At 58.8% G+C, this 21,883-nt stretch carries 21 protein-coding genes; 9 read left to right on the forward strand and 12 right to left on the reverse strand.

Features of this window, described 5'->3' with window-relative positions; translation table 11 throughout:
* Positions 1–54 precede the first annotated feature (54 nt).
* The 3 genes from Q6A51_RS09900 to Q6A51_RS09910 form a co-directional block, all read right to left on the reverse strand.
* Positions 55–510, reverse strand: coding sequence for a YkgJ family cysteine cluster protein (locus Q6A51_RS09900; RefSeq protein WP_025258115.1), 456 nt, complete (start codon positions 508–510; stop codon positions 55–57).
* Positions 511–645: 135 nt separating this feature from the next.
* A complete protein-coding gene (locus Q6A51_RS09905) occupies positions 646–2,031 on the reverse strand; it encodes a GTPase/DUF3482 domain-containing protein (protein WP_304574711.1) in 1,386 nt (461 codons plus the stop codon).
* Positions 2,024–3,403 carry a DUF2868 domain-containing protein gene (locus Q6A51_RS09910; RefSeq protein WP_304574712.1) on the reverse strand — a complete coding sequence of 460 codons (1,380 nt, stop codon included), beginning with the start codon at positions 3,401–3,403 and terminating at the stop codon, positions 2,024–2,026. Before Q6A51_RS09910 ends, Q6A51_RS09905 begins: the two co-directional genes overlap by 8 nt.
* A gap of 103 nt (positions 3,404–3,506) precedes the next feature.
* Here Q6A51_RS09910 and Q6A51_RS09915 point away from each other — a divergent pair, with 103 nt between their 5' ends.
* Both Q6A51_RS09915 and Q6A51_RS09920 read left to right on the forward strand, forming a co-directional pair.
* Complete coding sequence (locus tag Q6A51_RS09915) at positions 3,507–4,019, forward strand: dihydrofolate reductase (protein ID WP_304574713.1); 513 nt, start codon at positions 3,507–3,509, stop codon at positions 4,017–4,019.
* Between the two features lie 177 nt (positions 4,020–4,196).
* The gene (locus Q6A51_RS09920) at positions 4,197–5,252 is read left to right on the forward strand and encodes an HAD family hydrolase (protein WP_201018895.1); all 1,056 of its coding nucleotides are present in this window, start codon (positions 4,197–4,199) and stop codon (positions 5,250–5,252) included.
* A 78-nt stretch (positions 5,253–5,330) separates the two neighbouring features.
* Here Q6A51_RS09920 and ilvD read toward each other — a convergent pair whose 3' ends face one another.
* Together ilvD and Q6A51_RS09930 are read right to left on the reverse strand one after the other, a co-directional pair.
* Positions 5,331–7,178 (reverse strand): dihydroxy-acid dehydratase, encoded by a 1,848-nt coding sequence (gene ilvD, locus Q6A51_RS09925; RefSeq protein ID WP_304574714.1) that lies wholly within the window; start codon positions 7,176–7,178, stop codon positions 5,331–5,333.
* 266 nt (positions 7,179–7,444) lie between these two features.
* Complete coding sequence (locus tag Q6A51_RS09930) at positions 7,445–8,641, reverse strand: class I SAM-dependent rRNA methyltransferase (protein WP_201003911.1); 1,197 nt, start codon at positions 8,639–8,641, stop codon at positions 7,445–7,447.
* 190 nt (positions 8,642–8,831) lie between these two features.
* Here Q6A51_RS09930 and Q6A51_RS09935 point away from each other — a divergent pair, with 190 nt between their 5' ends.
* From Q6A51_RS09935 to Q6A51_RS09945, 3 genes are all read left to right on the forward strand, one after another.
* Positions 8,832–9,698, forward strand: a complete 867-nt coding sequence (locus Q6A51_RS09935; RefSeq protein WP_201018892.1) for an HDOD domain-containing protein — start codon at positions 8,832–8,834, stop codon at positions 9,696–9,698.
* 45 nt (positions 9,699–9,743) lie between these two features.
* A complete protein-coding gene (mutM, locus tag Q6A51_RS09940; protein ID WP_304574715.1) occupies positions 9,744–10,556 on the forward strand; it encodes a bifunctional DNA-formamidopyrimidine glycosylase/DNA-(apurinic or apyrimidinic site) lyase in 813 nt (270 codons plus the stop codon).
* A 105-nt stretch (positions 10,557–10,661) separates the two neighbouring features.
* The gene (locus Q6A51_RS09945) at positions 10,662–11,000 is read left to right on the forward strand and encodes a multidrug transporter (RefSeq protein WP_201018890.1); all 339 of its coding nucleotides are present in this window, start codon (positions 10,662–10,664) and stop codon (positions 10,998–11,000) included.
* 32 nt (positions 11,001–11,032) lie between these two features.
* On the opposite strand, the gene Q6A51_RS09950 is transcribed toward Q6A51_RS09945, so the two are convergent.
* From Q6A51_RS09950 to Q6A51_RS09960, 3 genes are all read right to left on the reverse strand, one after another.
* Positions 11,033–11,284, reverse strand: a complete 252-nt coding sequence (locus tag Q6A51_RS09950; protein ID WP_025258125.1) for a YfhL family 4Fe-4S dicluster ferredoxin — start codon at positions 11,282–11,284, stop codon at positions 11,033–11,035.
* Between the two features lie 88 nt (positions 11,285–11,372).
* The gene (gene coaD / locus Q6A51_RS09955; protein ID WP_025258126.1) at positions 11,373–11,855 is read right to left on the reverse strand and encodes a pantetheine-phosphate adenylyltransferase; all 483 of its coding nucleotides are present in this window, start codon (positions 11,853–11,855) and stop codon (positions 11,373–11,375) included.
* 159 nt (positions 11,856–12,014) lie between these two features.
* The gene (locus Q6A51_RS09960) at positions 12,015–13,424 is read right to left on the reverse strand and encodes a coniferyl aldehyde dehydrogenase (RefSeq protein WP_201018889.1); all 1,410 of its coding nucleotides are present in this window, start codon (positions 13,422–13,424) and stop codon (positions 12,015–12,017) included.
* Between the two features lie 166 nt (positions 13,425–13,590).
* Here Q6A51_RS09960 and Q6A51_RS09965 point away from each other — a divergent pair, with 166 nt between their 5' ends.
* Positions 13,591–14,262, forward strand: coding sequence for a TetR/AcrR family transcriptional regulator (locus tag Q6A51_RS09965; RefSeq protein ID WP_201018888.1), 672 nt, complete (start codon positions 13,591–13,593; stop codon positions 14,260–14,262).
* 50 nt (positions 14,263–14,312) lie between these two features.
* Complete coding sequence (locus Q6A51_RS09970) at positions 14,313–15,167, forward strand: sulfurtransferase (RefSeq protein ID WP_304574716.1); 855 nt, start codon at positions 14,313–14,315, stop codon at positions 15,165–15,167.
* Positions 15,168–15,225: 58 nt separating this feature from the next.
* On the opposite strand, the gene Q6A51_RS09975 is transcribed toward Q6A51_RS09970, so the two are convergent.
* Positions 15,226–16,272, reverse strand: a complete 1,047-nt coding sequence (locus tag Q6A51_RS09975; protein ID WP_201018886.1) for a hydrolase — start codon at positions 16,270–16,272, stop codon at positions 15,226–15,228.
* A gap of 272 nt (positions 16,273–16,544) precedes the next feature.
* On the opposite strand from Q6A51_RS09975, the gene Q6A51_RS09980 reads away from it, so the two are divergent.
* Positions 16,545–17,597, forward strand: a complete 1,053-nt coding sequence (locus Q6A51_RS09980) for an AAA family ATPase (RefSeq protein WP_201018885.1) — start codon at positions 16,545–16,547, stop codon at positions 17,595–17,597.
* Positions 17,566–18,177: a hypothetical protein gene (locus tag Q6A51_RS09985; protein WP_201018884.1), complete on the forward strand. Its 612-nt coding sequence runs from the start codon at positions 17,566–17,568 to the stop codon at positions 18,175–18,177. Before Q6A51_RS09980 ends, Q6A51_RS09985 begins: the two co-directional genes overlap by 32 nt.
* A gap of 111 nt (positions 18,178–18,288) precedes the next feature.
* Here the strand turns inward: Q6A51_RS09985 and rsmD are convergent, their stop codons facing one another.
* Genes rsmD through Q6A51_RS10000 form a run of 3 tightly spaced genes read right to left on the reverse strand, consistent with a single transcriptional unit; the run spans position 18,289 to position 21,715 of the window.
* Positions 18,289–18,873, reverse strand: a complete 585-nt coding sequence (gene rsmD, locus Q6A51_RS09990; RefSeq protein ID WP_304574717.1) for a 16S rRNA (guanine(966)-N(2))-methyltransferase RsmD — start codon at positions 18,871–18,873, stop codon at positions 18,289–18,291.
* On the reverse strand, positions 18,873–20,366 hold the full coding sequence (locus tag Q6A51_RS09995; RefSeq protein WP_304574718.1) for a M16 family metallopeptidase: 1,494 nt from the start codon (positions 20,364–20,366) through the stop codon (positions 18,873–18,875). Before Q6A51_RS09995 ends, rsmD begins: the two co-directional genes overlap by 1 nt.
* Positions 20,363–21,715, reverse strand: a complete 1,353-nt coding sequence (locus tag Q6A51_RS10000) for a M16 family metallopeptidase (protein ID WP_201003891.1) — start codon at positions 21,713–21,715, stop codon at positions 20,363–20,365. The genes Q6A51_RS09995 and Q6A51_RS10000 overlap by 4 nt, the downstream gene beginning before the upstream one ends.
* Positions 21,716–21,883: the final 168 nt, after the last annotated feature.

The raw sequence follows: 21,883 nt of genomic DNA on the forward strand, positions 1-21,883 counted from the left end.
GGCCGGGGGCGTTTTTTTATGCCTGGTGTCTGGCGCTTCTACGAAAGCTGTTGATCAGAACTTCAGCGGCACCCGACCTGAGTTCGAGTTCAGTGCGCCGCTGTTCTGACGCTCGACGGCCTTTGGCTTGTATGCGCAATATCCGGGGCGCGGACCGATCTTCGGATGGTTGCGGCAGGTGTCCGGGCGCTTTTCATAGATGGTACACAGGCGGCTCTTGCGATCCAGATACAGGCAGTCGTTGTTGCTCATGCGCTGCAAGGTGAAGATCCCGGACTTCTGGTTGAAGCGCTCGACAATCCCTTCCTTCTGCAGACGCTTGGCGATGTTCTTGGCTGGTTCGTCTTTCTCGAACTCGTCAACGATGCCGATACGGATCAGATCCTTGATCTTCACTTCTACCGGCAAGGTGCAGCAGCTGGAAATGCAGCCTCCGCACATGTGGCTGGAATACTTGGCCCAGGTATCGAGACGATCGATCTCTGCGGCTGCGATCAAGGTGGATTTCATTTCTTTTCAGGCTTCCGGGTGTATCGGGCGCGCGATCATACCGGGGCTTGCGGGTTTAGCGTAGGCAAAAATGAGTGAAGCGACTGTCGGTGCCCCTTCACTGGTTTGTGGGAGGGGCCTTGGCCGCGACGGGCTCTACACGATTCGCGAGTTTGCCAGGTTCTCGATCTGCTCCTGTCGCTCGGCTTGACTCAATTTCGCGCCAGGATTGAGCGATGACCACTGCGGGTGCGCGCGTGCCTTGTGTACCGCGTCGGGGAGCTTGCCCTCACGCCAGGCCTTGTCCTGCGGCTCGCTCAGTTCGATGCTGTCCATGGCTGCATGACCTCTCACGTCCAGCGCCTGCAAAAGGTGTTGTTGCCTGAGAGCCAGCAGGCGCAGCACGGCGTCGTCCACCGTCAGTTCCCGCTGCCCCTTGAGTTTGCCAAGCAGTCGTCCTCCGTAACTGCGCGCCGTTTGCAGCGCGCCACCGGCAATGGCGCCGACCAGCGCCGCTGCACCCAGAGTGATTCCGCCGACCAGCAGATCGACACCCGCTCCGGCTGCTGCACCTGCCGCCACGCCACCACCCACCCGTACACCCAGTTGCTTGAGGGTTTCGGGGTTGAACAGGTCATCACCCCAACGACCATCCAGCAACGGCAAGTCGGCTGCCGAAGCGTCCTGCACACGAAAGGCATACAGTTTGAGCAGTGCTTCGACGCAACGCTGCTCGCGTTGGCGAATGGTCTTGCGCAGTTCATTGATGGCGTTCTGTTCCTGCTGCGCATCGGTTTCCACGCTACGCCGACAGGCCGCACAATCGATCAGCATTTCTGCAATCAGCCGCGCTGCGCTATGCCGCCGTGCTTTGCGTTGGGCCTGTTGATCCTCGATCAGCCGCTCCAGTTGCGGGCGGGCGCTTTCCATCATCAGCGCCAGGCTTTCATAAAGCCGACGCTCGCCATCTTCAGGCGGTGCCACGCTGTCGAAACGCACCAGCGCATGCAAACCAAGACGCGAAAGGGATTCGCGCCACTGCGGCTCCCGCTGCTGTGGGCTGCTGACGAAATTCAGCACCGGCAACAGCGGCTTGCCACAGCTTGCCAATACCGCCAGTTCGTCACGGTATTTGGACAGGATCGGTTCGCGGGCATCGATCACGTACAGACCCGCGTCCGAGTCGAGCAACTGACGCAGCACCTTGGCTTCCTGCTCGAAGCGCTGGCGAGCTTCGCTGCTGTCCAGAAAGCGCGCGAGCCGGGCGGGGCCGTCCAGCCGCTCGCCGGGACGGTCCAGTCGTTCCAGATAGTCGAGCAGGGCAATGGCGTCTTCCAGGCCCGGCGTATCGTAAAGCTCAAGCAGAGCCTGACCTTCGACCGAAAGGCGCGCACCTTCTACATGGCGTGTAGTGCTGGGGCGATGGGAGACTTCACCGAAACCGATATCACGGGTCAGGGTGCGCAGCAGTGACGTCTTGCCGACATTGGTATGGCCCACAACGGCCAGCTTGAGTGCGCGTGGTTTGCTCAGCTCAGTCATTGTCTGTCTCCAGCCAGTTCACCTGCGAGTGCTCGCTCCACGTCAGTTCCAGTTGTTGCAGGGCGGCGTGCCAGTCATTGAGGCGCTGCGGATCAAGCGTTTGACCGGCTGGCGCTGGCAATAACCAGATGCGGGTCTGGCTGGCGTATCTGGCCAGCTCGGCGATCAAGGCCAGGCTGCCGCGATCCGGTGAGCGGCGTGGGTCGCACGCGATGAGCAGGCGGGCAGGCGGGTAGTGGGCCAGTTGCTCCAGCAGCTTTTGCCGTGATTCGCGGCTGTCGAGCACACCTGCGTCAGCCACGCTGGACGGCAGTTGTGGGGGCCACGGGTATTGATCGTCCAGTTCGATGGCGACCAGCAAGGCGCCTTCACTATCGGCGGTTCCTGCGTTGGGTTTTACCTGATGCAGTTGTGGCGGTGCAGCATCGTTGACGCCCAGGCGTTCGCTGCTAGGCATCAGGCGCTCGCGCAATTGAAGGTAGCCGGGTAGCTCCAGATCCAGCTTCAAGGTCGCGCGCCCACGCTGCCAGCGCCACAGGCAGAACAGCGCCAGAATAAGGCGCGGTACGATGCCAAATACGAGCAGGATGCCCACCAGCCAGGAAGCCCAGGCCTGACGGGCATTTTCCAGGCTCAATACGCCATTGCCGCTAGCGCGGATCATCAGTTCATCGGGTGTGCTGAAACCCAGCATGGCCGGAATGATGCCCAGTGTCTGCGTCAGGCTGACGAAGGTTTCGCTGCCCAGAATGGTGGTTTCCCAGACAAAGCCGTAACGTCTTGTCGCCATCAGCATCAACAGCATGACCATGGCGCTTAGCAAGGCCGCCAGCCAGAGGCCGTTGACCAGCAGGCCGAGAGCCCAGCGGTTGAGGCGTTGGCGTTGCAGCAGCAGAATCAGGGCAGGCGCCAGTTGGGCGGCCTGTGCGTCGCGAGCGAGTTTTTCGCTGGCCCACAGCCAGAGTCGACCCAGGCCCGAACTGCTGCGCCCGGTGAACATCAGCCCCAGCGCCCAGCTGATCAACAGCACCAGGTTCAGACCGAGCAGGCTGCCCAGCGCCCAGAATACATTGACCGGTGCCTGTCCGTTGCCCATGGCGGCAAAAGCAAGGCCCGCGCCGCTGAACACCGCGATAACGGCCAAGGCGATCAAGGCCAGGCGAGCGCCTTGCTTCCAGTGGTGCAGGGCGTTGACCATGCCATCACGTTCGGCCAGCCACAGGGCGCGCAGCTTGATCCGGCTGCTCAGGCTGCCTTCGGTTGCGCGGGCGCGGCGGTTGGCTTCCTGGTCTTCAAGAAGGCCTGCCTGTTCTTCTCGCAGGCGTACAGCTTCGGTCAGCCAGAGGGTGTCGAGTGGGGTCAGAGCAGTCACACAGCGTCTCTTCGATGAATTAGGCACAAAGCATAACCGTTGCGGTGAAGCTTAGGGCTTATGCGGTGTCTATCAGTTCCGTTGCTCTGTTATTCTCGCGTCCATGAAAAAAAATCTCCCTCTCAGCCTGATTGCCGCCCTTGGTGAAAACCGGGTGATCGGCGTCGACAATTCCATGCCCTGGCATTTGCCGGGGGATTTCAAATATTTCAAGGCCACGACCCTTGGCAAGCCGATCATCATGGGGCGCAAGACCTGGGATTCGCTGGGGCGGCCGCTGCCTGGCCGGTTGAATCTGGTGGTCAGTCGTCAGGCTGACTTGCAGCTCGAAGGCGCTGAAGTCTTTCCTTCCCTGGAAGCCGCCGTGGTGCGTGCCGAGCAATGGGCGCAGGAAAAGGGCGTCGATGAAGTGATGCTGATCGGCGGTGCGCAGCTTTATGCGCAAGGCCTGCCTGATGCCGACCGTCTTTACCTCACCCGAGTGGCACTGAACCCTGAAGGCGATGCCTGGTTTCCTGAGTTCGATGCCGCCGAATGGGCGCTGGTGTCCGAGAATCCGATCCCGGCGCAGGATGACAAGCCTGCCTACAGTTTTGAGGTTTGGGAGCGGCGGTAAACCGGTTTTCGCGAATGAATCCATTCGCGAAGCCACCCAATATGTCGCAATCAAATCCTCGTGTCGCGAACTATCCATGACATGGCGCCGTCAGAACACGCGGGGTCGCTGACGTACGTTAATAGTCACATCATTTTGTTACGGTCGACCCTATACATTTCAAAGGGGAAACCACTGATGAAGTTCGCGCCAAAACTGCTTGCCGCCGCGTTGTGCCTGGGTCTTGCCAGTCAGGCTTTCGCCACCGATCTGAAACACTGGCCAGAGCCTGCCGCCAAGGCACTGGACACCATGATCGCCGCCAACGCCAACAAGGGTAATTACGCAGTCTTTGACATGGATAACACCAGCTACCGCTTCGATCTCGAAGAGTCGCTGCTGCCGTACATGGAAAACAAGGGCCTTATCACCCGCGAGAAACTGGACCCGTCCCTGAAGCTGATTCCGTTCAAGGACACCGCCGACCACAAGGAAAGCCTGTTCAGTTACTACTACCGCCTTTGCGAACTGGATGACATGGTCTGCTACCCATGGGTGGCGCAAGTGTTCTCGGGCTTCACGCTCAAGGAACTGAAAGGTTACGTCGACGAGTTGATGGCATCGGGCAAGCCGGTTCCGGCGACTTATTACGAAGGTGATGTGGTCAAGAAGCTCGATGTCGAGCCGCCACGGATCTTCACCGGTCAGAAAGAACTGTTCAACAAGCTGATGGAAAACGGCATCGAGGTCTATGTCATGACCGCCGCTTCCGAAGAACTGGTGCGCATGGTCGCTTCCGATCCCAAGTACGGCTACAACGTCAAACCACAGAACGTCATTGGCGTGACCATGCTGCTCAAGGACAGGAAGACCGGCGAGCTGACCACTGCCCGCAAACAGATCACCGCTGGCAAATATGACGAGAAAGGCAATCTGGACCTGGAGTTGACGCCTTACCTATGGACGCCGGCCACCTGGATGGCAGGCAAGCAGGCGGCCATCCTGACCTACATCGACCAGTGGAAGAAACCCGTTCTGGTTGCTGGCGATACGCCAACCAGTGACGGCTACATGTTGTTCCATGGCGTGGACGTCAATAAAGGCGGTGTACACCTGTGGGTCAACCGCAAAGACAAGTACATGAAGCAGATGGAAGGCATGATCAAAAGCAACGCCGAAGCTCAGGCCAGGGAAGGATTGCCGGTGACTGCCGACAAGAACTGGGTGATCGTCAAGCCGGAGGAGATTCAGTAAGGGGAAACGTAGCTATAAGCTGCAAGCCATAAGCCGCAAGCTTTTGACTTGCAGCTTTTGACTTGTAGCTTGCAGCTTTTATGGCACCAACTTGTCCAGCAGTGCCTTGTCGCGTACAGCGCCCTTGTCGGCGCTGGTCGCCAGCAGGGCGTAGGCCTTGAGGGCGGTGGTCACTTTGCGTGGGCGCACTTCTACCGGCTTCCAGCCTTTCTTGTCCTGTTCCGCACGGCGCGTGGCCAGCTCTTCATCGCTGATCAGCAGGTTGATCGAGCGGTTCGGGATGTCGATCAGCACTTTGTCGCCATCGCGTACCAGACCGATTGCACCACCCGCAGCGGCTTCCGGCGAAGCATGGCCGATGGAGAGGCCCGAGGTGCCACCCGAGAAACGACCGTCGGTCAGCAGGGCGCAGGCTTTGCCCAGGCCTTTGGATTTCAGGTACGAAGTCGGGTACAGCATTTCCTGCATGCCCGGACCGCCTTTCGGCCCTTCGTAACGGATGATCACGATGTCGCCAGCTTTCACTTCGTCAGCGAGGATGCCGCGTACGGCGCTGTCCTGGCTCTCGAAGATCTTGGCGTTGCCCTCGAAGACATGGATCGACTCATCCACGCCTGCGGTTTTAACCACGCAGCCGTCCAGAGCGATGTTGCCGTACAGCACGGCCAGGCCACCTTCCTGGGAGTAGGCGTGCTCGACACTGCGGATGCAGCCGTTTTCACGGTCGTCGTCCAGGCTCGGCCAGCGGGTTGACTGGCTGAAAGCCGTTTGCGTCGGGATGCCTGCCGGGCCTGCCTTGAAGAAGGTATGCACGGCTTCATCGTCAGTCTGGGTGATGTCCCATTTGGCGATGCCTTCGGCCAGGGTCTTGCTGTGTACGGTCGGCAGGTCGGTATGCAGCAGACCGCCACGGGCCAGTGAACCGAGGATGCTGAAGATACCGCCCGCACGGTGGACGTCTTCCATGTGGTACTTCTGGATGTTCGGCGCAACCTTGCACAGTTGCGGAACCTTGCGCGACAGGCGGTCGATATCGCGCAGGTCGAAGGCGACTTCGGCTTCCTGGGCGGCAGCCAGCAAATGCAGGATGGTGTTGGTGGAACCGCCCATGGCGATGTCCAGGGTCATGGCGTTCTCGAACGCCTTGAAGCTGGCGATATTGCGTGGCAGAACCGACTCATCGTTGTTGCCGTAATACTGTTTGCACAGCTCGACGATGGTACGACCGGCTGTCAGGAACAGTTTCTCGCGGTCGCTGTGGGTCGCCAGCGTCGAACCGTTACCCGGCAATGCCAGGCCCAGTGCTTCGGTCAGGCAGTTCATCGAGTTGGCGGTGAACATGCCCGAGCACGAACCGCATGTCGGACAGGCGCTGCGCTCGTACTCGGCGACTTTTTCGTCGCTGGCGGTGGAGTCGGCCGCGATTACCATCGCATCCACCAGATCCAGACCATGGCTGGCCAGTTTGGTCTTGCCGGCTTCCATCGGCCCGCCGGAAACGAAGATCACCGGAATATTGAGGCGCAACGACGCCATCAGCATGCCGGGGGTGATCTTGTCGCAGTTGGAGATACAGACGATGGCGTCGGCGCAGTGGGCGTTGACCATGTACTCCACGGAGTCGGCGATGATCTCGCGGCTCGGCAGCGAATACAGCATGCCGTCGTGACCCATGGCGATACCGTCATCCACGGCGATGGTATTGAATTCCTTCGCCACGCCGCCTGCGCGTTCCACTTCCCGGGCTACCAGCTGGCCCATGTCCTTGAGGTGGACATGCCCTGGTACGAACTGGGTGAACGAGTTGGCGATGGCGATGATCGGTTTCTTGAAATCTTCGTCCTTCATGCCCGTGGCGCGCCACAAGGCACGTGCGCCGGCCATGTTGCGGCCGTGGGTGGACGTTTTCGAGCGGTAATCAGGCATTGGAGCACTCCGGCAAAACAGGCTAATCAGTAAGGGGAGTGAGCTTCTATTGACGCTACACGCAAACGGCAGTGACCGGACGCAGCGAAGAAACCGAACACCACGGGATCACCGTGCACTCGGCCTGAGCTCATAAACCCGCCGGGGATGACTGGCGATGAATAGCGTCGATTCTACACGGGTCGACGGGCTTGCGGACACCTCCTGAAAAGCTAATCAGGAGGCGCGCATTTGCCTTGGCAGCAATCCGACGACAGGGCGGCAGGTCAGCTGTTTGGCAACAACCGGCAGGTAATGCTCTTGATGTAGCGGGTTTCGGCGATTGCCGGGTGTACCGGATGGTCCGGGCCCTGGGCGCCGCGTTCCAGCAACTGGATGTTGCGGTCCAGGTGGCGGGCGCTGGTCAGGAGGATGTTTTGCAGATCGTCTTCCGGCAGGTGCATCGAGCACGAGGCGCTGACCAGAATGCCGTCCTTGCTGAGCAGACGCATGGCCTGTTCGTTCAGGCGACGGTAGGCGCCTTCGCCGTTTTTCAGGTCTTTCTTGCGTTTGATGAAAGCGGGCGGGTCGGCCACGATCACGTCGAAGCGTTCTTCGCCGGCTTTCAGCTCTTTCAGTGCTTCAAACACGTCGCCTTCGATACAGGTGACCTTTTCGGCGAAGCCGTTCAGTGCTGCGTTGCGCTCCACGCCGTCAAGGGCAAAGCCCGAGGCGTCGACGCAGGTGACTTCGCTGGCGCCAAAGGCACCTGCCTGAATACCCCAGCCGCCGATGTAGCTGTACAGGTCGAGTACGCGCTTGCCTTTGACGTAAGGTGCCAGGCGTGCGCGGTTCATGCGGTGGTCATAGAACCAGCCGGTCTTCTGGCCGTTGAGCACCGGAGCTTCGAACTTCACGCCGTTTTCTTCCAGCGCAACCCACTCAGGCACGACACCGAATGCGGTTTCGACGTAGCGGGTCAGGCCTTCCGCATCGCGTGCAGCCGAGTCGTTCTTGAACAGGATACCGCTTGGCTTGAGCACCTGGATCAGGGCGGCCAGCACGTCTTCCTTGTGGTTTTCCATGGTGGCGGAAGCCAGTTGCACCACCAGAATGTCACCGAAACGGTCGACGACCAGGCCCGGCAGCAAGTCCGAGTCCCCGTAAACCAGGCGATAGAACGGCTTGTCGAACAGGCGGTCACGTAATGACAGTGCCACGTTCAGGCGATGTACCAGCAGCGACTTGTCCAGCGGCAGCTTGATGTCGCGCGACAGCAGGCGTGCGCAAATCAGGTTGTTCGGGCTCATGGCGACGATGCCCAATGGCTTGCCGCCAGCGGCTTCGAGCAGCGCCTGATCACCTGCCGCAAAACCGTTCAGTGGGGTGGCGGCTACATCGATTTCATTGCTGTAGACCCACAGGTGACCGGCGCGCAGGCGACGGTCGGCGTTGGCTTTGAGGCGCAAGCTAGGCAGGGACATGACGTCGCTCCGGAAAAAAGAGCGGGATTATAGCCTGTGATTGGGCTGCCGGAGGATCATCCCGTCAATTAACCGGATCAATCGATGTGAATCATGAAAGTTGGCTAAAGTCATAGCCTTGTGCCCAAGTGTTGGTGGACCGATTCTCATTAAGCGGGCAAAATCTTTATATGGCCTTGAGTAAGCACCTATGTCCGAAGAGTTGACCCCCGAGCAGATCCAGCAAGCCCTTCAGGGTATCAGCGTACCTCCGCAGCCCCAGATCATGGTGGATCTGCAAATGGAGCAGTACATGCCTGATCCTGATCTGGCGGTGATTGCGCGGTTGATTTCCCAGGATCCGGGACTGTCCGGCGCGCTGCTCAAGATCGTCAACTCTCCGCATTACGGCTTGTCCAACAAGATCGCTTCTATCCAGAAGGCCGTAAATCTGCTGGGCAGCCGCACCGTCATCAACCTGATCAACGCGCAGTCGATCAAGGGCGAGATGAGCGACGAAACCATCGTGACGCTCAACCGCTTCTGGGACAGCGCCCAGGACGTTGCAATCACCAGTCTGACGCTGGCCAAGCGAATCGGCTCGCAAACGGTGGACGAATCCTACGCGCTGGGCTTGTTCCATGATTGCGGGATTCCGCTGATGCTCAAGCGTTTCCCGGATTACATGCCGGTGCTGGAAGAGTCCTACGCCAAGGCCGGTCCCGATTGCCGGGTTGTGGACACCGAAAACAGCAGGTTCGACACCAACCATGCCGTTGTCGGCTATTTCACTGCAAAGTCCTGGCGTTTGCCGGAACATGTCTGCAATGCCATCGCCAATCACCACAATGCCCTGGCAATCTTCGAGGATGATACGAGCCGCAATGCCGCGCTCAAGAATCTTCTGGCGCCCTTGAAAATGGCCGAGCATATCTGTGAGTCCTGCCGGGTGCTGGGCAATCAGGACGAAGACCACGAGTGGAACAGCATTGGCCATCTTGTGCTGGATTATGTCGGCTTGTCCGAATACGACTTCGAATACCTCAAGGAAAGCATCCGTGAGCTGGGCGCGAATTGATCCCGCCCGCCGTCTGCTTTTCTCTTTTGCCCCACCGAGTTATCCATGCCTGAATTACCTGAAGTCGAAACCACGCGCCGAGGCATTGCCCCTCACCTTGAAGGGCAGCGCGTCAGCCGCGTGATCGTGCGGGATCGACGTTTGCGCTGGCCCATTCCCGAAGACCTCGATGTACGCCTTTCCGGGCAGCGGATCGTGGAGGTCGGGCGGCGAGCCAAATATCTCTTGATCCAGGCTGAAGTCGGGACGCTTATCAGTCATCTGGGCATGTCTGGCAATCTGCGGCTGGTCGAAGCCGGGTTGCCGGCGCTCAAGCATGAGCATGTGGATATCGAGCTGGAGTCAGGGCTGGCGTTGCGCTACACCGATCCGCGTCGCTTTGGCGCAATGCTCTGGAGCCTGGAGCCCCACACTCATGAACTCCTGATCCGTCTGGGGCCGGAGCCGCTGACGGATCTGTTCGATGGTGAGCGTCTTTATGAGCGTTCCCGAGGCAAGTCGATAGCCGTGAAGCCTTTCATCATGGATAACGCGGTAGTGGTCGGGGTGGGCAATATCTACGCGACCGAAGCGCTCTTCGCTGCCGGTATCGACCCGCGCCGCGAGGCCAAGGGTATTTCCCGCGCGCGTTATCTGAAGCTGGCCATCGAGATCAAACGCATCCTGGCCCATGCCATCGAGCGGGGCGGTACGACCTTGCGCGATTTCATCGGTGGTGACGGCAAGCCGGGCTATTTCCAGCAGGAGCTTTTTGTCTACGGGCGTGGCGAGCAGCCGTGCAAGGTGTGTGGCACGACCTTGCGTGAGATCAAGCTGGGCCAGCGGGCGAGCGTTTATTGTCCCAAGTGCCAGACTTGATCGGGTAGTCCGGTGCAATACTTGAAATACTGCGCCGCTTGCTTAAGCCCCAGTGCTGTTTATAGTTATCAGCACTCCAATCTGCGACACCTGAAGGACCAAGCCATGCGCCCGTTTCGTATTATCGCCGCCACTCTGACCCTGTTGATCGGGTTACAGGCTTTACCTGCCGTGGCTGCCGATCTGCCTCCGGGCAGTGGTGATCCGGCCTACGAGATCCAGACCCCACCCGCTTTCGCCATGATCGGTGACCTGATCATCGCCCGCCCATTGCTGATTGCCGCGACCATCATCGGTACTGGTCTGTTCGTGATCGCTGCACCTTTTGCTGCCGCTGGCGGCAACCTGGGCGCAACCGGCAAGGCGCTGGTGGTCGATCCGGGCAAGGCCGCATTCGTCAGGTGCCTGGGTTGCACCGGCGATGGTTATGGCAAGCGGGAGTGATGCAGAGCGCTTCGTTCACCGGCGGATAAAGGCTATGCCTTGCCGGTGATGAGGCGGTATTTGGTCATCAGCTCGTCTTTGCTTTCGACGCGATTTTCGTCCAGCGGGATGCAATCCACCGGGCAGACCTGTTGGCATTGCGGCTCATCGTAATGACCGACGCATTCTGTACACAGGTTCGGGTTGATCACGTAGATCTCCTCTCCCTGCGAAATAGCCTCGTTCGGGCATTCGGGTTCGCAGACGTCGCAGTTGATGCAATCGTCAGTGATGATAAGGGACATGAAGCACTCCAGCCGCGGGTCGTACCGGGGCGTATGAAAACCAATGCGGCGAATTGTGCCGCATTAGCGCTTTCGATGCACCTCGGCGTTACGAGCGTTTGAAGCGATCGGTCAGTGCCTGGGCCACGGCCGGGTGTACGAACTTGTTGATATCGCCGCCAAGTGCCGCGATTTCACGGACCAGCGTCGATGAAATGAACGAATAACGTTCCGACGGAGTGAGAAACAGGCTCTCGACGTCCGGTGCCAGTTGTCGGTTCATGTTGGCCAGCTGGAATTCATACTCGAAATCCGAAACCGCCCGCAGGCCGCGCAGAAAGACATTGGCGTTCTGCTCCTTGGCGAATTGGGCAAGCAAGGTCGAAAAGCCTACGACTTCGACGTTGGGCAGGTGTTTGGTGACCTCTCGTGCCAGCTCTACACGTTGTTCCAGAGGGAACAGCGGGTTTTTCTTCGGGCTGGCAGCAACGGCAATGACCACTTGGTCGAACAGGCGCGAGGCGCGTTCGACCAGATCGCCGTGGCCCTTGGTTATAGGGTCGAAGGTTCCTGGGTACAACACTCGGTTCATCGCGTCGTCCTGGTCGGAGTCCGGTTGGGGACTCGGATGTTATCGCAGCCGCCCCGGTGGGCCAAGTCGAGGTGTAGCAGGCAATGGTCTTATTGTGCCGATTATCGGCGATTTTTTATCAGGCTGATGGCATCTCTGTGCCCGGATGCATGGCCATATTCAGCGCAGGAACACTTTATAGACCAGTCTTTGAATAGCTTTACCGTACGGCGGGTAAATTAAACGCGCGGCATTGAAACGTTGCTTGATGAACACGCCTTTGGCCTGGCTGAAGGTCAGAAAACCTTCCCGCCCGTGGTAATGCCCCATGCCTGAAGGGCCTATGCCTCCGAATGGCAAGTCATCCTGAGCCGCATGCATCAGCGTATCGTTCAGGCATACGCCACCGGAGTGGGTCTGTTCCAGCACTCGTTGCTGCTCGGTCCTGTTGTAGCCGAAGTAATAGAGCGCCAGTGGGCGAGGGCGTTGATTGATGTAGGCGAAGGCTTCATCAATATGCTTGTAGGGCACGATGGGCAGCAGCGGCCCGAAGATCTCATCCTGCATGACCAGCATGTCATCGCTGACGTTGAGCAAAAGGCTGAACGGCATACGCTGGGCCTGGCCCTGATCGTATAGGGCAATGACCTGCGCGCCCTTGCCCGCGGCGTCGTCCAGGTAGTGATTCAGCCGCGCCAGTTGTCGCTGATTGATGATCGCCGTGTAATCCGGGTTGTCAGCCAGTGTCGGGTAAAAACCCTGAACCGCTTGCCTGTAGGCGTCGACAAACCCTTGCACACGATCCTGCGGTACCAGCACGTAATCCGGCGCGATACAGGTTTGCCCGGCATTGAGGGTCTTGCCGAATGCAATACGCTCGGCGGCATCCTTGAGCGGGACGTCATGGGACACAATGGCGGGCGACTTGCCGCCCAGCTCCAGAGTGACGGGTGTGAGGTTCTCGGCAGCAGCGCGCATGACATGCTTGCCGATGCTGGTCGCGCCGGTGAATAACAGGTGATCGAACGGCAGGCGGGAGAACGCCATGCCGACCTCGGCTTCGCCCAGCACCACCGCAATCAGGTCTTCCGGGAAGACTCGGGCGAACAGGCGCTTGAGCAGTTCGCCCGTCGCAGGTGTGGACTCGCTGAGCTTGAGCATCACCCGATTGCCAGCGGCCAGAGCACCAATCAACGGGCCTATGGCCAGGAACAGCGGATAATTCCAGGGCACGATAACCCCGATCACCCCCAAAGGCTGATAAACCACTCTGGCCGAGGCCGGCTGAAAGGCCAGGCCGACGCGACGGCGTGAAGGTTTCATCCAGCGTTTGAGCTGTTTACGCGCATCCCGAATCCCCAGCAGGCTTGGCAGCAGCTCGGCCAGCAGGGTTTCGTCGGCGCTGCGATGACTGAAATCACTGCTGATAGCGTCGATCAGTGCCTGACGATGGTCGCTGAGCAGTTCTCCCAGGCTTTTGAGCCACTGGGAGCGTTGCGCTGCCGAGGGCATCGGGTTGGCTGCGAACGCCTGACGCTGCAGAGCGAACGTGTTCTCCAGTTCGCTGGAAGAATGCGGGGCGTCAGGCATGTGATGCGTTCCTTGCTGGGATTTTTTGAGTGTTTTAGAGCTGTTGCTCTATAAAGTCAAATGGCTCGTGTCCCTCTGTCTTCAAGGTTTCATGCACATCACTGCATCTATGCCGACCGCTTGCGCTAACATTCCATACCAACATACCCGAGGGATCGAGCTGAGTATGGCTCCACGTATCAAAACCCGTGAACGTATCGTGCAGGTCAGTCTGGAGCTGTTCAATCAGCAGGGTGAGCGTAGCGTAAGTACCAATCACATTGCCGCGCACATGGAAATTTCGCCGGGCAATCTCTATTACCACTTCCCCAACAAGCAGGCGATCATCGCCTCGCTGTTCAGCGAGTACGAAGCGCTGGTGGATAGCTTTCTGTTTCCTCCCAAGGGGCGCGAGCCAACAGTTCAGGACAAGCGTGATTACCTGCTGGCGATACTCGACGGTATGTGGCGTTACCGTTTTCTGCATCGCGACCTTGAGCACCTGCTGGCTTGCGACCCTGAAATGGCGACCCGCTATCGGCGTTTTTCCCAGCGTTGCCTGGCTCAGGCCATGGCGATTTACAGTGCTTTCGTCGAGGCTGGTGTCCTGAATATGGACAAGGTGCAGGTCGAGTCGCTGACCCTCAATACCTGGATCATCCTGACATCCTGGGTACGTTTTCTGTGTACCTCGCGGGAAAATTCCACGCACTTGAATGAAGATGCCATTCGACGTGGCGTCTATCAGGTGCTTATGCTGGAGTCCGGCTATATCAGCGCCAAGGCCCGCGACGAGTTCAGTGTCTTGTGTGAGGCTTTCTACACGCCCCTGCCCAAGGTGCTTGGGGAAAGCGGCTGAGAGCAATCATCAGCAATCCATATTCGGTTTTCTGCCTACAGGAGTGAGTCATGTCCATCGCGCAACTGATCAGCCCTCAGCAATTGGCTGCCCGCCAACGAGAGCCCGGGCTGGTGATCCTCGATTGCCGTTTTGCCCTTGAAGATCCCGATCATGGGCAACGCAGTTACGCTCAAGGCCATATCGACCGGGCGTCTTTTGCGGATCTGGAGCGTGATCTCAGTGGCCCGGTCACCAAGGGCAAGACAGGGCGTCACCCCTTGCCCGACCCTCAAGCCTTGTTGCAGCGTTTCCAGGCATGGGGCATCAACCCGGACAGTGAAATCGTGCTGTATGACGACGGTCCCGGAGCTTTTGCCGCTCGTGCCTGGTGGCTGCTGGCGTGGTTGGGCAAACGCGATGGTGTTTATCTGCTCGATGGCGGTTTGAAGGCCTGGCATGCGGCGGGTCTGCCGCTGAGCCTCGATTCGCCGGGCAACAAACCGGGCACGTTCACGGGTGAGCCCGATATGTCGCTGCTGCTCAGTGCCAGCCGCTTGCAGGGCCGTCTCGGACGCCCGGAAATGACGTTGATCGATGCTCGCGCCGAAGCCCGCTTTCGTGGCGAAGTCGAACCCATCGACCCGGTTGCGGGCCATATTCCGGGTGCGCAGTGCGTCGCCTTCAATGAAAACCTGGGGCCGGACGGGCGCTTCCTGCCAGCCGATCAACTCAAGCAGCGTTTTGCCGCGGCGCTACAGGGCCGCTCTGCGACGGACCTGGTTGCCTACTGCGGTTCGGGTGTGACGGCCTGCCATAACCTGTTCGCCTTGTGCCTGGCGGGTTATCCACTGGGCACGCTGTATGCCGGGTCCTGGAGTGAGTGGATCACCGATCCTGCTCGCGAGGTTGCGACCGGCGCTTGAGATTTCGCGAATGAGTCCGCTCGAACCCTGCGCAGGCCAGTCTGCTGTAGGAGTGGATTCATCCGCGAACGGCCTTGTCCCGTTCATAGGCCATCCCCAACCAGAGCGGAATGCGCCGCTCCAGGTAGTAACCGGGATTTTTCAGCGAACCATCGACAAAACCCACATGGCCGCCCCTGGCCTGTAACTCGAACTCCGTGCACGCTGAAAGCTCATCGGGCTCCGGCAGGCTGTGGATAAATACGAACGGGTCGTCGGCCGCCTGGATAATCAGCGTCGGTGTGCGAATCTGCCCCAGAAAATACCGGCTCGACGCCTTGCGATAATAGTCCTCTGCATTGGCGAAACCATGCAGAGGCGCTGTGACCCGGCCATCGAAATCCCAGAACGTGCGCATGTTTTCCAGCGAGCCCAGAGCAGCCAGTTCTGCCAGCCCTTCGCTCATCCCCTCATGCTGGAAGCGTCGTTGCTTGTCCCGGATGTAGGCCAGCATTTCACGCATGAAATGCCGTTGATAGACCTTGGAAAACCCCTGACCGATACGGTTGGCGCATTCATCCAGCCGAAAGGGCACCGAGACCGCCACCGCACCCAGTAACCCGCTCTCTGAACCTGATTCGCCCAGATATTTGAGCAGAACGTTGCCGCCCAGCGAATAACCCACGGCATACAGCGGAGCCAGCGGGCGCAAGGCCCGTAGGTGGGCAATGACTTCAGCCAGGTCCTCGCTGGCGCCAGAATGGTAGCTGCGCGACAACAGATTCGGTTCGCCGGAACAGCCACGCCAGTTCAACGCCACACTGGCCCAGCCCTGTGCGGCCAGCGCCTTTTGCAAACCTGCCACATAAGGCGAATTCGAGGACCCGGTCAGCCCATGCAGGACCAGTACCAATGGCGCATCAGCTTCATGCGGACCATGCCAGTCCATATCGAGAAAATCCCCATCTTCCAGCCACATGCGCTCCCGCGTACGAGCAAGCAATGTCCGCCTGCGCCATAACGGCCCCCACAATGTTTGCAGGTGCGGATTACCCAGACCTGAAGCCGGGACGAAATGATTCGCGAAGGAACTGTGAATAGGGCTGGCTGACACGGTCTTGCTCATCAATGAATGCAGATCCGTAAGTTGCCATTAAGTGATGCGAGATGTAAGGGGTTTTTGGCTGAGTGGACATGGGCTCATGTGAAGTCCTGGAGACATGGCGTTGGATCTGGTCAATGTGTGAGCCGTGTAGGAATGGGCCCTGATTCCTGTGAGGCGTGATTTTTGGGGCGATTAACTGCCAATATATGCTTCGTGGAGCATTGAGTGCTACACACAGGCGCAGTCAGAAGATACTGTTCGTTCTTTGAATTCGATGCATAAGGAAACCTCTGATGCTCAAGACTCTGAGCGTTAAAAATCTCACGGTTTTCCGAGAACTGAACCTCATTTGCAGCCCTGGCCTCAACGTGATTGTCGGTGAGAACGGCATGGGCAAGACTCATCTGTTGAAAGTGGCCTATGCGCTGATCGCTACCAGCTCCGATGCTTCAAAGAAAACCCATTCGCCTGAACCCACCAAGACCTATCTGCAAAAAGCCTATGCGGAAAAATTGACCGGCGTATTCAGGCCTGAATCGGTTGGCAGGCTGGCACGTCGCAAGCAAGGTCGTGATAGGTGTGAAGTGTCACTGACTTTTGATGATGAGGCGCTGAACACTTCCATCAGTTTCGCTACCAGCGCCAAAACGGATGTGCAGATAGAACGGCTACCAGTGAGCTGGGACAGACAAAGCCCTCTCTACCTGCCAACACGTGAATTGCTGACGATTTTTCCAGGTTTTGTTTCTGTATATGAGGGACATTATCTTGAGTTTGAGGAGACATGGCGTGACACATGTCTGCACCTTGGCTCGCCTACGCTGAAAGGTCCCAGAGGGAAATGGGCAGCCCGTGTTCTGGAGACTATTGAGGATGCTCTTGGGGGTAAGGTAGTTCTGGACACCAATGGGCGCTTTTACCTGAGCGTGCCGGGCAGTGGAACCATGGAGATGCCTCTGGTGGCCGAAGGATTAAGGAAGCTTGCAATGCTTGCTCGCCTGATTGCCACTGGGTCTTTACTCGACAAGGGCTATCTGTTCTGGGATGAGCCTGAGGCAAATCTTAATCCTCGTTTGATCAGGCTAGTGGCCAATGTCATACATGCTCTATCCAGCCATGGGGTTCAGGTATTTATCGCTACCCACAGCTTCTTCCTTCTGAAGGAGCTTGATCTTCTCGCGCGTAAAAATCCTTTTCCGCTTCGGTATTGGGGGCTGATACGAGAGAAAGGGGGGGAAGGCGTTGCCGTAGAGCAAACCGTTGCTTTGAATGAGTTATCGAGGCTGGTCATGCTTGATGAAGAGCTCGCTCAGTATGATCGAGAGCTGGATATTGCCAATGGTTGATGTTGTTGAAGGGATGTTGACGTTTTCATTCGATGACGAGTGGCAGGTTATCAAGTTCGATGAGTCTCAGTGGTACTGCGATCGGATGAAAAGGCAGCTCAAAGGGATGGATATTCTGGCCATCAAGGACGAAAGGCATTGGTGGATCGAGATCAAGGATTGCTTGGGTTATGAGCCTGCCAATATTCCTAGAATGTCAGGTGCAGACCCCTCGGGAGTCACAAGCACCAAGGAGTGGCTGGCCGGGCAGTCTTTTGCTGGCGACGTCAAAGTACAGCGCCAAAAGCTTTTTATCATTGATGAAGTGATGCAAAAGTTCAGGGACACTTTGGCGTCTGTTGTGATTGCTCAGCGTGAAGGTGATCAGGAGTTGCGTGCTTATGTCGCGCCGATAAAAGGAAATCCGCCGCTGGTTGTGGTCTTGCTGCTTACTTGGGAGCCACGGGAATATGGGCGTTTGGCGGCTCGATTAAAGTTAAAACTCGATATGGCTTTGAAACCCTATGGGCTGACGGGGTTTGTAGTGAATGAAACCTGTAGGGTTCCAGGGCTGGATCCGGCAATAACGCGAGCACCATAAACCTGATTTTTTGCCCTGCTGATTTCACAGGCTTCCATGGAAAGCCTGTGAAATGGTTTTTGCGGCAGGGACTTCAGCCGCGTAGGAGCGAATTCATTCGCGAGCGGGGGCCTACCCCCGCTGCCAAAGCGCGTAATAAACCTGTCCGGCCTTTTTCTCGCGATGCAGTCTCCAGTTGCCCGGCAGGCCGGTGGTGGAGGGGGCGTTTTCGCTTTCGGTGTAGATCCAGGCGTTGTCTGCCAGCCAGCCACGGGATTCCAGCAGGGTGCAGGCCGAGGCCAGCAGACCCTGGTGGAATGGCGGGTCGAGGAAGACTACGTCGAACGGCGTTGCGGCAGCTGTTTCCAGGTGGCGCAGGGCGTCGGCCTGGGCGATCTGGCCTGTCGTGCAGTTCAGCAGGTTCAGGTTCTGGCGCAGGCTGGCGATTGCAGCAGCGTTGCTGTCCAGTGCCAGGCCCATGCTGGCGCCACGCGACAGGGCCTCGAAATACAGTGCGCCGCTGCCAGTGAAGACATCCAGCACCTTGGCGCCTGCAATATAAGGCGCGAGCCAGTTGAACAGGGTTTCACGCACGCGATCGGGTGTCGGGCGCAAGCCGGGGGCGTCGGGGAAGGTCAGGCGGCGGCTGCCCCATTCTCCCCCGATGATACGAAGTTGGCCCAGACCGTTATGGGTCTTCGGACGTGGATTGGCCATTAGTGCTCCGGAACCCCTGTAGGTCGTTGAACGGGTTTGTCGGTGGGAGGCGGCAGTGGCTTCTGTGGCACGGTCGGACCGACCGTGACGATCACCATCTTGTCGGCGCTCAGGTGTTTGTTCATGGCGGTCTTGACCTGCTCGACCGTCACGCTCTGGGCCTGAGTCATGTAGTCCTCAAGGAAGGTCAGCGGCAGGTCATAGAAACCGATGGAGCCCAACTGGCCGACAATCGCGGAGTTGTTGGCGGCCGTCAGCGGGAAGCTGCCGGTCAGTTCGCGTTTGACGTCGTCGAGTTCTTTCTGGGTCGGGCCGTTGGCGAGGAAGTCACGCACGATGTCCTGCACCAGTTTCAGGGTGTTTTCGCTCATGTCGGCGCGGGTTTGCAGGCCGATCGTGAAAGGCCCCAGCGCCTGCATCGGGGAGAACCCGGACGACACGCCGTAGGTCAGGCCGCGCTTTTCGCGGACTTCAGTCATCAAGCGACTGCCGAAACCGCCACCGCCCAGGATCGAGTTGCCGATGCTCAGTGCCGCGTAGTCCGGGTCGTTACGATCGATACCGATCTGCGCCAGCATCAGGTGTGTCTGGTTGGACGGGAATTCGATGTGCGTGCTGCCGGGCTTGGGGTCGACAGCCTTGGCGATCTTCGCCAGTGCCGGGCCTTTGGGCAGCGAGGCCGAGACTTGTGCGGCGATGGTTTGCGCCTCGTCACGTGACAGGTCGCCGACCAGTGCGATCACCGTGTTGCCAGCCGCATAACCTTTGGCGTGAAAAGCCTTGAGTTGCGCGAGGGTGATGGCGTTGATGCTTTTGGCATTGCCGTCGCTTGGGTGCCCGTAAGGATGGTCGCCGTACAGCTTCTTGAACAGTTCCTGACCGGCAATGGCGCCAGGGTTCTGTTTCTTCTGCTCGAAGCTGGACAGCAGCTGGTTCTTGATTCGGGCCAGCGAGTCGGCAGGGAAGGTGGGTTTGCCCACGACTTCGCCAAACAGCTTCAGGGCAGGCTCGCGCTTGTCCGTTGCGCTGAGGCTGCGCAACGAGGCCACGGCCATGTCGCGGTAGGAGCCGTTGCCGAAGTCGGCACCCAGGCCTTCAAAGCCTTTAGCGATGGCGCTGACATCCTTGCCCTTGACGCCTTCATTGAGCATGGCGTTGGTCAGCAGCGCGATGCCGGGTGACGCCTGATCCTGACTGCTGCCTGCGGCGAAGATCAGGCGCAGGTCGAACATCGGCAGCTCGCGGGACTCGACGAACAGTACCTTGGCGCCTTCGGCGGTGTTCCAGGTCTGGATATTCAGCGTGCGGCGGGCCGGGGTTTTGCCGTCCAGTTCCTTGAGGGTCTGCAGTTGGCTGCCCAGTTGCGGGGTGGCCTGCGCAGCATCGTTGCCTGCGGCATTGTCTGCCAGAGCCGGTTGGGCAACGAACGCGCCGAGCGAAGCGCTCAGTGCCAGGCCCAGCAGGGCGTTGCGGGGAGTGTTGCGCTTGATCATTTGGCTTTCTCCTCAGGCAGAGCGTGTGCAACGCTGAGGCGTTCACGGGTGAAGTAGGTGTTGGCGGCTTTCTGAATGTCTTCCGGGGTCACGCTTTGCAGAGCAGCCAGTTCTTCGTCGATCAGCTTCCAGGACAAACCGACGGTTTCCAGTTGGCCGATGGTGGTGGCCTGGCTGGTGATCGAATCGCGCTCGTAGACCACACCGGCAATGACCTGTGCCCGTACGCGCTCCAGCTCTTCTGCCGAAGGCGCCTTGGTTTTCAGGTCATTGAGCAGGCGCCAGATACCAGCCTCGACATCGGCCAGGGTCTTTTTCTTCTGCACGTTGGGTGTCGCGCTGATCATGAACAGGCTGTCGCCGCGGACGAAGGCGTTGTACATGGAGGATGCGCTGGAAACCAGTTCTTCGCCGCGTTCCAGACGAGTCGGGATGCGGGCGCTATAGCCGCCGTCGAGCAGCGCGGAGATCAGGCGCAGGGCATTGATCGAACGCTGGTCCTCAGCAGTGCTCAGGCTCGGCACGTTGAAGCCGAAAATCAGGCTCGGCTGCTGAGTCTTGACGTGCATGCTGATGCGACGCTCGCCAGGCTCGGCCAGTTCCAGCGGTTTTTTCGCAGGCGGCACGTCGCGGCGCGGGATCGGGCCGAAAAAGCGCTCGGCCAGGGCTTTGACTTCTTCTGGCTTCACATCGCCTACCACCACCAGAGTGGCGTTGTTCGGGGTATACCAGGATTGATACCAGTGGCGCAGATCCTCGATCTGCATGCGGTTCAGGTCTTTCATCCAGCCGATGGTCGGCGTGTGATAGCCGCTGGCCGGGTAGGCCATGGCCTTGAAGCGCTCGAAGACCTTGCTCATGGGCTTGTCATCGGTGCGCAGGCGGCGCTCTTCCTTGATGACTTCTATTTCGCGGCTGAACTCGTCGGCCGGCAGCTTCAGGGTCGCCATGCGATCGGCTTCCAGCTCCAGGGCCACGCTCAGGCGGTCGCGGGCCAGAAGCTGGTAATAGGCGGTGTAGTCGTCGCTGGTGAAGGCGTTTTCTTCGGCCCCCAGATCGCGCAGGATCAATGAAGACTCACCGGGACCTGTCTTGCTGCTGCCTTTGAACATCATGTGCTCAAGGGCGTGGGACAGACCTGTCTGGCCCGGTGTCTCGTAGCTGGAGCCGACCTTGTACCAGATCTGGGATACCACGACCGGTGCGCGGTGGTCTTCGCGGACGATGACTTTCAAGCCATTGTCCAGCATGAATTCATGAGTAGGCTGTGGATCGGCGGCCAATGCTGTCAGGGGCAGACAAATCGTGCTGAGCAGCAGGCCAGCGGCGCGGCGGGCTAGAGCATTCATTCGTAATTTGAACCTGTAGGACTGCCCGCTTGAACTTAGCGTCGGCGGGCGCGGGGGTGTTAGGATACTGATCCGTTTGCGACAGAAACAGCCTTCATTAGCCAAGTGCGAGTGAAACCTGTTCAAATCGCGGTTAAACACCAGGCCATTAAAGAACGGCCTAATGAA

The sequence above is a fragment of the Pseudomonas serbiensis genome (assembly GCF_030580745.1).
In the GTDB taxonomy this organism is placed as follows: domain Bacteria; phylum Pseudomonadota; class Gammaproteobacteria; order Pseudomonadales; family Pseudomonadaceae; genus Aquipseudomonas; species Aquipseudomonas serbiensis.

What these genes read in the sequence shown, in the direction of transcription:
- Q6A51_RS09900 (WP_025258115.1), bottom strand. Translation starts at nt 510, where the DNA reads ATGAAATCCACCTTGATCGCAGCCGCAGAGATCGATCGTCTCGATACC.
- Q6A51_RS09905 (WP_304574711.1), bottom strand. Translation starts at nt 2,031, where the DNA reads ATGACTGAGCTGAGCAAACCACGCGCACTCAAGCTGGCCGTTGTGGGC.
- Q6A51_RS09915 (WP_304574713.1), top strand. Translation starts at nt 3,507, where the DNA reads ATGAAAAAAAATCTCCCTCTCAGCCTGATTGCCGCCCTTGGTGAAAAC.
- Q6A51_RS09920 (WP_201018895.1), top strand. Translation starts at nt 4,197, where the DNA reads ATGAAGTTCGCGCCAAAACTGCTTGCCGCCGCGTTGTGCCTGGGTCTT.
- ilvD (WP_304574714.1), bottom strand. Translation starts at nt 7,178, where the DNA reads ATGCCTGATTACCGCTCGAAAACGTCCACCCACGGCCGCAACATGGCC.
- Q6A51_RS09930 (WP_201003911.1), bottom strand. Translation starts at nt 8,641, where the DNA reads ATGTCCCTGCCTAGCTTGCGCCTCAAAGCCAACGCCGACCGTCGCCTG.
- Q6A51_RS09935 (WP_201018892.1), top strand. Translation starts at nt 8,832, where the DNA reads ATGTCCGAAGAGTTGACCCCCGAGCAGATCCAGCAAGCCCTTCAGGGT.
- mutM (WP_304574715.1), top strand. Translation starts at nt 9,744, where the DNA reads ATGCCTGAATTACCTGAAGTCGAAACCACGCGCCGAGGCATTGCCCCT.
- Q6A51_RS09945 (WP_201018890.1), top strand. Translation starts at nt 10,662, where the DNA reads ATGCGCCCGTTTCGTATTATCGCCGCCACTCTGACCCTGTTGATCGGG.
- Q6A51_RS09950 (WP_025258125.1), bottom strand. Translation starts at nt 11,284, where the DNA reads ATGTCCCTTATCATCACTGACGATTGCATCAACTGCGACGTCTGCGAA.
- coaD (WP_025258126.1), bottom strand. Translation starts at nt 11,855, where the DNA reads ATGAACCGAGTGTTGTACCCAGGAACCTTCGACCCTATAACCAAGGGC.
- Q6A51_RS09960 (WP_201018889.1), bottom strand. Translation starts at nt 13,424, where the DNA reads ATGCCTGACGCCCCGCATTCTTCCAGCGAACTGGAGAACACGTTCGCT.
- Q6A51_RS09965 (WP_201018888.1), top strand. Translation starts at nt 13,591, where the DNA reads ATGGCTCCACGTATCAAAACCCGTGAACGTATCGTGCAGGTCAGTCTG.
- Q6A51_RS09970 (WP_304574716.1), top strand. Translation starts at nt 14,313, where the DNA reads ATGTCCATCGCGCAACTGATCAGCCCTCAGCAATTGGCTGCCCGCCAA.
- Q6A51_RS09975 (WP_201018886.1), bottom strand. Translation starts at nt 16,272, where the DNA reads ATGAGCAAGACCGTGTCAGCCAGCCCTATTCACAGTTCCTTCGCGAAT.
- Q6A51_RS09980 (WP_201018885.1), top strand. Translation starts at nt 16,545, where the DNA reads ATGCTCAAGACTCTGAGCGTTAAAAATCTCACGGTTTTCCGAGAACTG.
- Q6A51_RS09985 (WP_201018884.1), top strand. Translation starts at nt 17,566, where the DNA reads ATGATCGAGAGCTGGATATTGCCAATGGTTGATGTTGTTGAAGGGATG.
- rsmD (WP_304574717.1), bottom strand. Translation starts at nt 18,873, where the DNA reads ATGGCCAATCCACGTCCGAAGACCCATAACGGTCTGGGCCAACTTCGT.
- Q6A51_RS09995 (WP_304574718.1), bottom strand. Translation starts at nt 20,366, where the DNA reads ATGATCAAGCGCAACACTCCCCGCAACGCCCTGCTGGGCCTGGCACTG.
- Q6A51_RS10000 (WP_201003891.1), bottom strand. Translation starts at nt 21,715, where the DNA reads ATGAATGCTCTAGCCCGCCGCGCCGCTGGCCTGCTGCTCAGCACGATT.